The organism is Enterobacter sp. 198, assembly GCF_009025585.1.
In the GTDB taxonomy this organism is placed as follows: Bacteria; Pseudomonadota; Gammaproteobacteria; order Enterobacterales; family Enterobacteriaceae; genus Enterobacter; species Enterobacter ludwigii.
Genome location: NZ_WCIM01000022.1, coordinates 65,794 through 78,237, shown reverse-complemented (window position 1 = coordinate 78,237; position 12,444 = coordinate 65,794). Strand labels below are relative to the sequence as shown.

General features: G+C 54.2%; 13 protein-coding genes. 10 read left to right on the top strand and 3 right to left on the bottom strand.

Annotation, left to right across the window (positions count from 1 at the left end; all coding sequences use genetic code 11):
- Positions 1–20: 20 nt before the first annotated feature.
- Both F8561_RS13210 and F8561_RS13205 read right to left on the bottom strand, forming a co-directional pair.
- Positions 21–839, bottom strand: a complete 819-nt coding sequence (locus tag F8561_RS13210) for an abortive infection family protein (RefSeq protein WP_151887566.1) — start codon at positions 837–839, stop codon at positions 21–23.
- 259 nt (positions 840–1,098) lie between these two features.
- A complete protein-coding gene (locus F8561_RS13205) occupies positions 1,099–2,784 on the bottom strand; it encodes an aspartate:alanine antiporter (RefSeq protein ID WP_014169303.1) in 1,686 nt (561 codons plus the stop codon).
- A 273-nt stretch (positions 2,785–3,057) separates the two neighbouring features.
- On the opposite strand from F8561_RS13205, the gene F8561_RS13200 reads away from it, so the two are divergent.
- Positions 3,058–3,432, top strand: a complete 375-nt coding sequence (locus F8561_RS13200; protein ID WP_020884874.1) for an inner membrane protein YbjM — start codon at positions 3,058–3,060, stop codon at positions 3,430–3,432.
- Positions 3,433–3,462: 30 nt separating this feature from the next.
- Here F8561_RS13200 and F8561_RS13195 read toward each other — a convergent pair whose 3' ends face one another.
- Positions 3,463–3,732 (bottom strand): GrxA family glutaredoxin, encoded by a 270-nt coding sequence (locus F8561_RS13195; RefSeq protein WP_014169305.1) that lies wholly within the window; start codon positions 3,730–3,732, stop codon positions 3,463–3,465.
- Between the two features lie 182 nt (positions 3,733–3,914).
- Here F8561_RS13195 and nfsA point away from each other — a divergent pair, with 182 nt between their 5' ends.
- The 9 genes from nfsA (at position 3,915) to rlmC (ending at position 12,403) form a co-directional block, all read left to right on the top strand.
- On the top strand, positions 3,915–4,637 hold the full coding sequence (gene nfsA, locus F8561_RS13190; protein ID WP_151887565.1) for a nitroreductase NfsA: 723 nt from the start codon (positions 3,915–3,917) through the stop codon (positions 4,635–4,637).
- A 69-nt stretch (positions 4,638–4,706) separates the two neighbouring features.
- Positions 4,707–5,609, top strand: a complete 903-nt coding sequence (rimK, locus tag F8561_RS13185) for a 30S ribosomal protein S6--L-glutamate ligase (protein ID WP_020884872.1) — start codon at positions 4,707–4,709, stop codon at positions 5,607–5,609.
- Between the two features lie 63 nt (positions 5,610–5,672).
- Positions 5,673–6,149 (top strand): YbjN domain-containing protein, encoded by a 477-nt coding sequence (locus F8561_RS13180; protein ID WP_014169308.1) that lies wholly within the window; start codon positions 5,673–5,675, stop codon positions 6,147–6,149.
- Between the two features lie 351 nt (positions 6,150–6,500).
- Positions 6,501–7,613 (top strand): spermidine/putrescine ABC transporter substrate-binding protein PotF, encoded by a 1,113-nt coding sequence (gene potF / locus F8561_RS13170; protein WP_014169310.1) that lies wholly within the window; start codon positions 6,501–6,503, stop codon positions 7,611–7,613.
- Positions 7,614–7,756: 143 nt separating this feature from the next.
- The gene (gene potG / locus F8561_RS13165; RefSeq protein ID WP_020884870.1) at positions 7,757–8,890 is read left to right on the top strand and encodes a putrescine ABC transporter ATP-binding subunit PotG; all 1,134 of its coding nucleotides are present in this window, start codon (positions 7,757–7,759) and stop codon (positions 8,888–8,890) included.
- A 10-nt stretch (positions 8,891–8,900) separates the two neighbouring features.
- Positions 8,901–9,854, top strand: a complete 954-nt coding sequence (gene potH, locus F8561_RS13160; protein ID WP_025204595.1) for a putrescine ABC transporter permease PotH — start codon at positions 8,901–8,903, stop codon at positions 9,852–9,854.
- Positions 9,851–10,696: a putrescine ABC transporter permease PotI gene (gene potI, locus F8561_RS13155; protein WP_020884869.1), complete on the top strand. Its 846-nt coding sequence runs from the start codon at positions 9,851–9,853 to the stop codon at positions 10,694–10,696. The genes potH and potI overlap by 4 nt, the downstream gene beginning before the upstream one ends.
- 65 nt (positions 10,697–10,761) lie before the next feature.
- Positions 10,762–11,235: a YbjO family protein gene (locus tag F8561_RS13150; RefSeq protein WP_014169315.1), complete on the top strand. Its 474-nt coding sequence runs from the start codon at positions 10,762–10,764 to the stop codon at positions 11,233–11,235.
- A 40-nt stretch (positions 11,236–11,275) separates the two neighbouring features.
- Positions 11,276–12,403 carry a 23S rRNA (uracil(747)-C(5))-methyltransferase RlmC gene (rlmC, locus tag F8561_RS13145; protein WP_032677762.1) on the top strand — a complete coding sequence of 376 codons (1,128 nt, stop codon included), beginning with the start codon at positions 11,276–11,278 and terminating at the stop codon, positions 12,401–12,403.
- The last annotated feature ends 41 nt before the right edge of the window (positions 12,404–12,444 follow it).

Genomic DNA, 12,444 nt, shown 5'->3' with positions numbered 1-12,444 from the left:
GCTTAGGTTTATTCAAAGTATCACGGTTTTTTTTGTTTCTGTTCATCCCAAGTTTCGAGAATGAACATAGTCAAGGTATGTGCAGCATTTATAGCTAATCTAGCGTGGCGAGGCTTTAAGTTATAGATTTTTCTTCCGGCTCCGTGAGCTGAACTTGCGTGAGTGCGTAGGGCACCAATCCCATCAGTCAACGAATAGAGTCCACTAAGAATGCGTTTGAGGTCTTCATCTTCAACTGCTTTAGTATCAAGCCCTAAAGACTCGCGAACAACTTTCCATAGTCCCTGTAGATCTTGCTTAGCTGGAACCTGAAGTTTTTCATCGGCAATAAATACTTTGAAGGTAGATTCCATAATGTTACAGGCTGCGGATACTGCTTCTCTCGGATCTGTGTGGATATTCTCAAGTGCCCTAGAAAACTCCATCTCTACAGCGGGAATGTTGCGTTTTCCAATTGCCTCTTTTAGGGTGACAGAGGTTATCGATGCTCCATCAGAAATATGTCCGCCAGTCAGATATCGCAATCCATATCGACCAAGCAAATCAGTCATTTTTTCGGCAAAATCAACCTTAGATTGCTCCCAACCGAATATGCTGCCTTTAGGCTGATCAGCTTCCATGTAGCCTTCTATCAATCTGCCAAGGATTGCTAATGGGTCGTCACATTCTTTGTTGATTCTTCTCAGCCATTCCTGTGCTTTCGCCGCTTTCGCTAAATCAGGAGCATCGCCAGGTGCATCAGCGTACATGAACAAACTGTTCATAGTTGCGTGAGTTTCGACTGAGCCCATATGGTCAGATAAAACCGAAATAACTGGCTGTGGAATTTGTCGTCCCATATAGACTCCATCAACGTGATTACGCGCTGCCGCCATTTTGTCGCCAATGGCTTTAGTGAAAGGTTATAAGTTGTTGGTTTTCAGGGGATAATATAGCAGGCAACAAAAAACCCATCAACCTTGAACCAAAACGGCGGGGTTGATGGGCTCCACAAATTGGGGACATCAAAGAAAAGCAGTGGCAATAGTTATGACTGCCCCCTGATAAAAAAGTTCTGCGCGTAACGAAAATTTTTTCGTCGTGCGCAGAACTTAAGAGTTATCCGAGTCCAGGCCAGATGATGATGATCAGCGTACCCGCCAACGTAAGCAGTACGTTAGCGATAGCGTAGGTGCCCGCATAGCCCAGCGCAGGAATATTGCTGCGTGCGGTATCACTGATAATTTCCATTGCCGGGGCGCAGGTACGGGCCCCCATCATTGCCCCGAAGAGCAGGGCGCGGTTCATGCGAAGCACATAAGCACCGAACAGGAAGCAAATCACTACCGGTACCAGGCTGACGATAAGTCCGGAAACCAACATCTGCCAGCCAACAGCACCCAGGCTGTGGCCTATGCCGCTACCGGCGCTTAAGCCGACACCCGCCATAAAGACCATCAGACCAAACTCTTTCACCATATTGAGCGCCCCCTGCGGAATGTAGCCGAAGGTCGGGTGGTTCGCTCGCAGGAAGCCCAGCATGATGCCGGCGAACAGCAGCCCGGCAGCGTTACCGATGCCAAAGCTAAAGTTGCTGAACTGGAAGGTGATCATCCCGATCATCAGGCCGACGATAAAGAAGGCGCAGAAGGCCAGCAGGTCGGTGACCTGGCTGTGAATAGAGATAAAGCCGATGCGGTCCGCAACGGTTTTCACGCGTCGCGCATCGCCGCTGACCTGCAGAACGTCGCCTTTGTTCAGCACGACGTTGTCGTCAATTGGCATCTCAATCTGGCTGCGGATCACGCGGTTGAGGAAGCAACCATGATCGGTCAGCTTCAGCTGCGCCAGACGACGGCCGACGGCGTTATGGTTTTTCACCACAATCTCTTCGGTGACGATACGCATGTCGAGCAGATCGCGGTCAAACACCTCTTTACCGTTGCGGAAGCTCGGGTCGAGGCGGGCGTGGGCATCCGGGTAACCGACCAGGGCAATGTCATCGCCCATCTGCAGCACGGCGTCGCCGTCCGGGTTTGCCAGAATGCCGTTACGGCGAATACGTTCGATATAGCAGCCTGTCTGGCGGTAAATCCCCAGCTCGCGGAGGTTTTTCCCGTCCGCCCATGCAACCAGCTCGGGCCCAACGCGGTAGGCGCGAATCACGGGCAGATAGACTTTACGCTTGCTGTCGGTGTCCAGACCGCGTTCGCGGGCAATTTGCTGAGCGCTGGTCTGCAAATCCTGGTGCTGCAGTTTTGGCAGGTAGCGGGCGCCCACAATCAGGCTCACCAGACCAATCAGATAGGTCAGGGCATAGCCCAGGCTCAGGTGGTCGAGCGCGGTAGAGAGTTGCGCACCGGCCATGCCGGAGTGGCGCAGGGTATCGCCTGCACCCACCAGCACCGGCGTGGAGGTCATCGAGCCGGCGAGCATACCGGCCGTTAGCCCGATATCCCAGCCAAACAGTTTACCCAGCCCTAAGGCGATCAGCAGCGCGCTGCCGACCATGACCAGCGCCAGCATCAGATAATTTTTGCCGTCGCGGAAGAAAATTGAAAAAAAGTTGGGCCCGGCTTCCACACCAACACAAAAAATAAACAGCATAAAGCCTAAGTTGAGCGCGTCCGTGTTAATGCTGAAATGCTGCTGGCCTAATAATAGTGAGACGACTAAAACGCCAATGGAATTACCAAGTTGAACCGAACCAAGGCGCAATTTACCCAGGCAAAGGCCCAGCGCCAGTACCACAAATAATAACAGGATGTAATTCCCATTTAACAAGTCTGCGACGTTTATATTCACGGAGGCTAACTTCTTGTTTACCAGTAAGTTGTTGAATGAAAGGACTTTTTGGGCTACTGTTTTCTGGGTCAGGGAAAGGCTTTAACGCTCCCTGTTTCCAGCTTTATTCCCTAAAACATTAGCTGGCGGTTAGTTTAATCGTATTAGCTACTGACAGCCACCTATTATCGCTTCACCCTGTGTGTACTTTGGCAAGGATTGCCGCATTGCTTTATCTGACTGGGCGTCTACCCGACGAAAGTGTATTTGATAGAGATAAGTCAGGAGGATAGTTTGAACATTAAACGAAACTGGGCGGGGGTGATCAGCTGCTTTTTGCTGTTCATTGTCGTTTGCATGTCCCTCGCTTTTAATGTGAAGGGGGCGTTCAGGGCGTCGGGTCATCCGGAGCTGGGGCTGCTCTTTTTCACACTGCCAGGGGCTGCTGCCAGTTTTCTCTCCCGCCGGGGGGAAGTGGTGAAACCGTTACTGGGCGCAATACTTGCAGCGCCGCTGTGTCTGCTGCTGATGCGGTCACTGTATATTTCAACGCGAAGTTTCTGGCAGGAGCTGGCGTGGTTGCTGAGTGGCGTCTTCTGGTGCGCACTGGGAGCGCTATGCTTTTTGTTTGTTCACAGCATGTTGGCCCGGCGCAGACAGCACAAATAAAGACGCCCTCAGGGTGAGGGCGTCTTAGCATTACTGAGCGGCAAACAGGCCCAGATGTTCTTTAGCGTATGCTTCAAAGTCTGTGCAACCGCCGATGTGTTTCTGATCGAGGAAAATCTGCGGTACGGTTTCAACCGGTTTACCCACGGTTTTTTCCAGATCGGCTTTGCTGATCCCTTCCGCGTGGATATCAACATAACGGAAGTTAAAATCATCACGCTCTTCGGTCAGTTTCTCAGCCAGCTCTTTCGCGCGCACACAGTAAGGGCACCCTGGACGACCAAAAATTACTGCAAACATTTCTCTCTCCTCGAAAACAAGCCTGACGGCGAATGGGTCTATAGTGCCCGATAACCTGCCGTCATTAAAGAAGGTTTCGCCTGTCGTTATAATACCTCTCAGCTATGTTTCGCCAATTACATCGCGCGCATCATTGCCTATACTGGCTGCGATATGATTCACGCAAGACAAAGAGAGACAAGATGACGCCAACCATAGACCTGCTACGTTCCCATCGTTCAATTCGCCACTTCACCGACGAGCCGATAACGCCGGCGCAGCGTGAAGCCATTATTGACAGTGCAAGGGCGACATCCAGCTCCAGCTTCCTGCAGTGCAGCTCCATTATTCGCATTACCGACCCGGCAATGCGTGAACAACTGGTGACCCTCACCGGTGGACAAAAGCATGTGGCACAGGCACCCGAGTTCTGGGTGTTCTGCGCCGATTTTAACCGCCACCTGCAGATCTGCCCGCAAGCCGAGCTTGGCCTTGCCGAACAGCTGCTGCTGGGCGTCGTGGACACCGCGCTGATGGCGCAAAACGCCTTCACGGCGGCGGAATCGCTGGGGCTGGGCGGCGTGTACATCGGCGGGCTGCGTAACAATATCGAAAGCGTTACCGAACTGCTGAAGCTGCCAAAACATGTTCTGCCCCTGTTTGGTCTGTGCCTTGGCTGGCCTGCGGATAACCCGGACCTTAAGCCGCGCCTGCCTGCGGCGATGCTGGTGCATGAAAACCACTACCAGCCTGTCGATCAGGATGTGCTGGCGCAATACGATGAAGAGCTGGCGCACTACTACATGACGCGCGACAGCAATAACCGTCGCGATACCTGGAGTGACCACATTCGTCGCACCATCATTAAAGAGAATCGCCCGTTTATTCTCGACTATCTGCACAAACAGGGCTGGGCGACACGATAGCCCATTCATCCTGCGCCTGCCTGCGTGTATGATACGCAGGCTTTTTCCATGTCTTTAGAGAGGTGCAGGGTGAAAATTGCCATTTTGTCCCGGGATGGAACGCTCTATTCATGTAAACGCCTGCGAGAAGCGGCGGCAAAACGGGGGCATCAGGTTGAGATCCTCGATCCGATGTCCTGCTATATGAACATTGATCCTGCTGCCTCATCGATTCATTACAAAGGCCGCAAGCTCCCGCATTTTGATGCGGTTATCCCCCGCATCGGCTCCCAGATAACCTATTACGGCACGGCCGCGTTGCGCCAGTTTGAGATGCTGGGCAGTTATCCGCTCAATGAATCCGTTGCGATATCTCGCGCCCGCGATAAGCTCCGTTCGCTGCAACTGCTTGCCCGGCAGGGAATCGATCTTCCGGTTACCGGCATTGCACATTCACCGGACGACACCAGCGATTTAATCGATATGGTGGGTGGCGCGCCGTTAGTGATCAAGCTGGTGGAAGGCACTCAGGGCATTGGTGTGGTGCTGGCCGAAACGCGGCAGGCGGCGGAAAGCGTGATTGACGCCTTTCGTGGGCTGAATGCCCATATTCTGGTGCAGGAGTACATTGAAGAAGCCAAAGGGCGCGACATTCGCTGTTTTGTTGTCGGTAACGAGGTGGTTGCGGCCATTGAACGTCAGGCAAAAGAGGGCGACTTCCGCTCTAATCTGCACCGTGGCGGCGTGGCGAGAGTCGCGGATATCAGCGATCGCGAGCGTGAGATTGCCGTGAAAGCGGCGCAAACGCTGGGGCTGGATGTGGCGGGTGTTGATTTACTGCGGGCGACGCGCGGGCCGCTGGTGATGGAGGTGAATGCCTCACCGGGACTGGAAGGGGTGGAAAAAACCACCGGGGTCGATATTGCGGGTAAAATGATCTCATGGGTTGAGCGCCACGCAACGCCGGGCTACTGTCTGAAAACGGGCGGTTAAATGGATTACAGCGCACTTTTTGCGTACTCTATGCGAAGTTTTTATTAAAGAGGCTGCACAGCGATGGATTTACAGGTCGTTCCAACACTGGATACGTTACGTCAATGGCTCGATGATGCCGGTATCACTTTCTTTGAATGTGATTCCTGCCAGGCGCTGCATTTGCCTCATATGCAAAATTTCGATGGTATTTTCGATGCCAAAATCGATCTCATTAACGACGTAATCCTCTTCTCTGCGCTGGCCGAAGTGAAACCGTCTGCGCTGCTGGCCCTGGCCTCTGACCTGTCGGCCATCAACGCCAGTTCTTTGACGGTGAAAGCATTTCTCGATATACAGGATGATAATCTGCCAAAACTGGTCGTTTGCCAGTCTTTATTCTCCGGTGCCGGCCTCTCTTTCAAGCAGTTCTCCTGGTTTATGCGCTTGAGTGAAGAGCAAATTTCGATGGTAATGATGGAAGCCAATGCGCACCATTTGCTGTATAGCGCGGAAGATGATGCAGAGAATAATGATGCATCTCCCAATTTTCTTCACTAAGCCTGTCTGACTTTTGCGCAGTCGCTGCCATAGCGGCTGCATAACGCCATTTTTTCTGCTGCTTTTAACCTTTCTTTAAAGAATTTTTCACCTCCCCAAACGCCATTTCGGCTTATCACGTAGACATAACCTGCATAAAAAATTGATAAAAGGCGTTTTTTCGTCTGGGCTATAGCCGGAGACACGGGCTACAGTTATTCTTGCGATGCTTAAAAAAGCGAGCGGATCCTGCCGGGTAAAGAGGTTTCTTTTTATTTCGCGCAGAGCGACAAACTATGCATGATTATTGCATATCTTCAGATTGCACAGTTTTAGTTCGTTTGTTAACGAGCTTTCAGAAGGAATAACGATATGATCGCCTTGAATAAAAAATGGTTATCGGGTCTGGTTGCGGGTGCTCTGATGGCCGTCTCTGCCGGCACGCTCGCTGCGGAACAAAAAACGCTGCACGTTTATAACTGGTCTGACTATATCGCGCCGGATACCGTCGCTAATTTCGAAAAAGAGACCGGCATTAAAGTGGTCTATGACGTTTTCGATTCCAACGAAGTGCTGGAAGGGAAACTGATGGCGGGCAGTACCGGTTTTGACCTGGTGGTACCTTCCGCAAGCTTCCTTGAGCGTCAGCTGACGGCAGGTGTTTTCCAGCCGCTCGATAAGAGCAAATTACCGAACTGGAAAAACCTCGATCCGGAAGTGCTTAAGCTGGTCGCCAAGCATGACCCGGACAACAAATACGCGATGCCGTATCTGTGGGCGACCACCGGTATTGGCTATAACGTCGATAAAGTCAAAGCGGTGCTGGGTAAAGATGTCAAACTCGACAGCTGGGACGTGGTGCTGAAGCCGGAAAACCTTGAGAAGCTGAAAAGCTGCGGCGTCTCTTTCCTGGATGCGCCAGAAGAGATTTTCGCCACCGTGCTGAACTACCTGGGCAAAGATCCTAACAGCAGCAAGGCCGATGATTACACCGGCCCGGCAACCGATCTGCTGCTGAAGCTGCGTCCGAACATTCGTTACTTCCACTCCTCGCAGTACATCAACGACCTGGCAAACGGCGACATCTGCGTGGCGATTGGCTGGGCAGGGGACGTATGGCAGGCGGCTAACCGCGCCAAAGAAGCCAAAAACGGCGTGAATGTTTCCTACTTCATTCCAAAAGAGGGCGCGCTGGCGTTCTTCGACGTCTTCGCCATGCCGGCTGACGCGAAAAACAAAGACGAAGCTTACCAGTTCCTTAACTACCTGATGCGTCCGGAAGTCATCGCGCATATCAGCGATCACGTCTATTACGCTAACGGCAATAAGGCCTCTGTGCCGCTGGTCAGCGAAGAGATCCGCAATAACCCGGCTATCTATCCGCCGGCGGATGTGTTTGCCAAGCTGTTCACCCTGAAAGTTCAGGATCCAAAAATTGACCGCGTGCGTACCCGTGCGTGGACCAAAGTGAAAAGCGGTAAATAACGGCGTCCGGTACGGTTGCCCGGTGGCGAAAACGCTCACCGGGCCTGCTAAACCCGTCGGTCGGGCTGGCGTGAGCGCCGCCCGACGATGCGCACCCTGATGGTGCGTTTGCACCAGTTTTGATTTCTGCCGGAGAGCACCCCGTGAATGACGCGATCCCCCGCCCGCAGGCGAAAGTCCGTAAAGCGCTGACCCCGCTTCTTGAAATTCGTAACCTCACCAAATCTTTCGATGGTCAGCATGCCGTGGACGACGTCAGCCTGACTATCTACAAAGGTGAAATTTTTGCCCTTCTGGGCGCATCTGGCTGCGGTAAATCGACCCTGCTGCGTATGCTGGCCGGTTTTGAACAGCCTACCGCCGGGCAAATCATGCTGGATGGTGTCGATCTTTCCCGCGTGCCGCCGTATCAGCGCCCGATAAACATGATGTTCCAGTCTTACGCGCTCTTCCCGCATATGACGGTGGAGCAGAATATCGCCTTTGGTCTTAAGCAGGACAAACTGCCGAAAGCCGAAATCACCGCCCGCGTGGCAGAGATGCTCAGCCTGGTGCACATGCAGGAGTTCGCGAAGCGTAAACCGCATCAGCTCTCTGGTGGCCAGCGTCAGCGCGTGGCGCTGGCCAGAAGCCTGGCGAAACGGCCAAAGCTGCTGCTCCTCGATGAGCCGATGGGCGCCCTGGATAAAAAACTGCGTGACCGTATGCAGCTGGAAGTGGTGGATATCCTTGAGCGTGTGGGGGTGACCTGCGTGATGGTTACCCATGACCAGGAAGAGGCGATGACCATGGCCGGGCGTATTGCGATCATGAACCGCGGTAAGTTCGTACAGATTGGCGAGCCGGAAGAGATTTATGAGCATCCGACCACCCGCTACAGCGCGGAGTTCATCGGGTCGGTCAACGTCTTCGAAGGGCTGCTAAAATCGCGCGAGGATGACGGTCTGGTGATCGAGTCGCCGGGGCTGCAGCATCCGCTTAAGGTCGATCCGGATAGCTCGGTGGTGGATAACGTGCCGGTGTATGTCGCGCTCCGCCCGGAGAAGATCATGCTGTGCGAAGATCCGCCTGCCGATGGCTTTAACTTCGCCGTCGGGGAAGTGGTGCACATTGCTTACCTGGGCGACCTCTCCATCTACCATGTGCGTCTGAAAAGCGGGCAGATGCTCAGCGCCCAGTTGCAGAACGAACATCGTTATCGCAAGGGACAGCCGACCTGGGGCGATGAAGTGCGCCTGTGCTGGGATGCGGACAGTTGTGTAGTGCTGACGGTATAAGGAGCGGACAATGAGTACCTTAGAACCTCCAGCCCGCGTTGAGAAACCGGGTGGCTTCGCGCACTGGCTGGCGCGCATGCAGATGAATCACGGACGCAAGCTGGTGATTGCCATGCCTTACGTGTGGCTGATCCTGCTGTTCCTGCTGCCGTTCCTGATTGTTTTTAAGATAAGCCTGGCGGAAATGGCGCGGGCGATCCCGCCCTATACCAACCTGCTGGACTGGGCTGACGGACAGCTGACGCTGACCCTTAACCTCGGCAATTTCCTGCAGTTGACGGAAGATCCGCTCTATTTCGAAGCTTATCTGCAGTCGTTACAGGTGGCGGCGATCTCGACGATCTGCTGTCTGCTTCTGGGTTATCCGCTGGCATGGGCCGTGGCGCACAGTAAATCCTCGACGCGCAACATTCTGCTGTTGCTGGTGATCCTGCCGTCATGGACCTCGTTCCTGATCCGCGTCTACGCGTGGATGGGGATCCTGAAAAACAACGGCGTGCTGAATAACGTCCTGATGTGGCTTGGGGTTATCGATCAGCCCCTGACGATCCTGCATACCAATCTCGCGGTCTATATCGGGATTGTTTACGCCTATCTGCCGTTTATGGTGCTGCCAATTTATACGGCGCTGACGCGTATCGATTATTCGCTGGTGGAAGCATCGCTTGACCTTGGTGCCCGCCCGCTTAAAACCTTCTTCAGCGTTATCGTTCCGTTGACCCGGGGCGGCATTATTGCCGGGTCGATGCTGGTCTTTATCCCGGCGGTAGGGGAGTTTGTGATCCCGGAACTGCTCGGTGGCCCGGACAGCATCATGATTGGGCGTGTGCTGTGGCAGGAATTCTTTAATAACCGCGACTGGCCTGTGGCGTCTGCGGTGGCGATCGTGATGTTGCTCCTGCTGATCGTACCGATCATGTGGTTCCACAAACATCAGCAGAAACAGATGGGAGACCACGGATGAACAACTTACCGGTAGTGCGCTCCCCATGGCGAATTGCCATCCTGGTGATTGGCTTTACTTTCCTGTATGCACCCATGTTGATGCTGGTGATCTACTCGTTCAACAGCTCCAAACTGGTAACGGTATGGGCCGGCTGGTCGACGCGCTGGTACGGCGAATTGTTCCATGATGACGCGATGATGAGCGCGGTGGGGCTGAGCCTGACCATCGCCGCGCTGGCAGCCACGATGGCCTCCGTGCTGGGGACCATTGCCGCGCTGGTCATGGTGCGCTTCGGGCGTTTTCGGGGGTCGAACGGTTTTGCCTTTATGATCACCGCGCCGCTGGTTATGCCAGACGTTATCACCGGTCTGGCGCTGTTGCTGCTGTTCGTCGCCCTGGCGCATGCCATTGGCTGGCCGGCAGATCGCGGCATGCTCACCATCTGGCTGGCGCACGTCACCTTCTGTACCGCGTACGTGGCGGTGGTTATCTCTTCGCGTTTGCGCGAGCTGGACCGCTCCATTGAAGAGGCGGCGATGGATCTCGGTGCGACGCCGCTGAAGGTCTTCTTCATCATCACGTTGCCGATGATTATGCCGGCGGTGATCTCCGGCTGGCTGCTGGCGTTTACGCTGTCGCTCGACGATCTGGTTATCGCCAGCTTTGTCTCAGGACCGGGCGCGACGACGCTGCCTATGCTGGTCTTCTCCAGCGTACGCATGGGGGTCAATCCGGAGATTAACGCCCTGGCCTCGATCATCCTCGGGGTGGTCGGAATTGTCGGATTTATCGCCTGGTATTTGATGGCGCGCGCGGAAAAACAACGTGTGCGTGATATCCAGCGTGCAAGACGCGGCTGAAGGATTTAAAATTTCCAGTGATGTGCCGCGCATGACGCGGCACTGTTTTTCAGGGAAGTAAAACATTGGGATTATTAAAAAAATCACGTCTTACGCACGCTCGTCCAAACGTTCCTGCACTGGTGCAGGTGGCGGCGCTCGCTATTATTATGATCCGCTGTCTTGATGTGCTGATGATCCTTAACACCCTGGGTGTGCGCGGTATGGCTGAATTCATTCACCGCAGCGTACAGACGTGGAACCTGACGCTGGTCTTTTTGAGCAGCCTGGTACTGGTGTTTATCGAGATTTACTGCGCATTTTCGCTGGTCAGAGGACGCAACTGGGCGCGCTGGGTCTATTTGCTGACGCAAATTACGGCGGCGAGCTATCTGTGGGCCGCCTCGCTGGGGTATGGCTATCCGGAACTGTTCAGCATTGCGGGTGGATCAAAACGCGAGATTTTGCACGCGCTGTTTTTGCAAAAACTCCCGGATATGCTGGTGCTGTTTTTCCTGTTCGTGCCTGCTTCCAGTCGGCGGTTCTTCCAGCTGCAATAATGTGTATAATCGCAGCCCTCGTGATTCTTAAGGTTTTGATATGCAGTGCGCACTCTATGACGCCGGTCGCTGCCGCTCCTGTCAGTGGATAGAACAGCCGGTTTCTCAGCAACTCACCGCCAAAATGGCCGACCTGCAACACCTGCTGGCAGACCATGCCGTGGGCGAATGGTGCGCACCCGTCAGCGGGCCGGAGCAGGGCTTTCGTAATAAAGCCAAAATGGTGGTGAGCGGCAGCGTTGAAAAACCGCTGCTGGGCATGTTGCATCGCGATGGTACGCCTGAAGATTTAACCGACTGTCCGCTTTATCCTGCCTCGTTTGCGCCGGTCTTTGCTGCGCTCAAACCGTTTATTGCCCGTGCCGGGTTAACGCCCTATAACGTTGCCCGCAAGCGCGGCGAGCTCAAATACCTTCTTCTTACCGAAAGCCAGGTAGACGGCAGCATGATGCTGCGCTTTGTTCTGCGCTCAGAAGCCAAGGTGGAGCAGCTTCGCGCGGCGTTGCCATGGCTTCAGCAACAGCTTCCGCAGTTAACCGTTATCACTGCGAATATTCAGCCGGTGCATATGGCTATCATGGAAGGGGAGCGGGAGATCTTCTTCACCGAACAGCATGCGCTGGCAGAAACGTTCAACGATGTACCGCTGTGGATCCGTCCGCAAAGCTTCTTCCAGACCAACCCGACCGTCGCGAGTGCGCTTTATGCCACCGCCCGTGACTGGGTGCGGGCGTTAAATATCCATCATATGTGGGATCTGTTCTGCGGGGTGGGTGGCTTCGGTCTGCACTGCGCCACGCCAGACATGCAGCTTACCGGGATTGAGATCTCCGCCGAAGCGATTGCCTGTGCCAGACAGTCTGCCGCAGAGCTTGGGTTGACCCGGCTGCACTTCCAGGCGCTGGACTCCACGCAGTTCGCGACGGGGCAGGACAATGTGCCTGAACTGGTGCTGGTGAACCCGCCGCGCCGGGGCATCGGGAAAGCGCTGTGCGACTATCTGAGCCAGATGGCACCGGACTATATCGTCTACTCCAGCTGCAACGCGCAGACGATGGCAAAAGATATCGCGACGCTGCCGGGCTACCGCATTGAACGCGTCCAGCTGTTCGATATGTTCCCGCATACCGCGCATTATGAAGTCCTGACGCTACTCGTTAAATCTTAAACAAAATGTGAACTCTGTCCGCCTGCGAAATCAGGTAAGCT

Excerpts from the sequence above, each read along its gene's own strand:
- F8561_RS13210 (WP_151887566.1), bottom strand. The coding sequence starts at position 839 with ATGGGACGACAAATTCCACAGCCAGTTATTTCGGTTTTATCTGACCAT.
- F8561_RS13195 (WP_014169305.1), bottom strand. The coding sequence starts at position 3,732 with ATGTTTGCAGTAATTTTTGGTCGTCCAGGGTGCCCTTACTGTGTGCGC.
- nfsA (WP_151887565.1), top strand. The coding sequence starts at position 3,915 with ATGACGCCAACCATAGACCTGCTACGTTCCCATCGTTCAATTCGCCAC.
- F8561_RS13180 (WP_014169308.1), top strand. The coding sequence starts at position 5,673 with ATGGATTTACAGGTCGTTCCAACACTGGATACGTTACGTCAATGGCTC.
- potF (WP_014169310.1), top strand. The coding sequence starts at position 6,501 with ATGATCGCCTTGAATAAAAAATGGTTATCGGGTCTGGTTGCGGGTGCT.
- potH (WP_025204595.1), top strand. The coding sequence starts at position 8,901 with ATGAGTACCTTAGAACCTCCAGCCCGCGTTGAGAAACCGGGTGGCTTC.
- potI (WP_020884869.1), top strand. The coding sequence starts at position 9,851 with ATGAACAACTTACCGGTAGTGCGCTCCCCATGGCGAATTGCCATCCTG.
- rlmC (WP_032677762.1), top strand. The coding sequence starts at position 11,276 with ATGCAGTGCGCACTCTATGACGCCGGTCGCTGCCGCTCCTGTCAGTGG.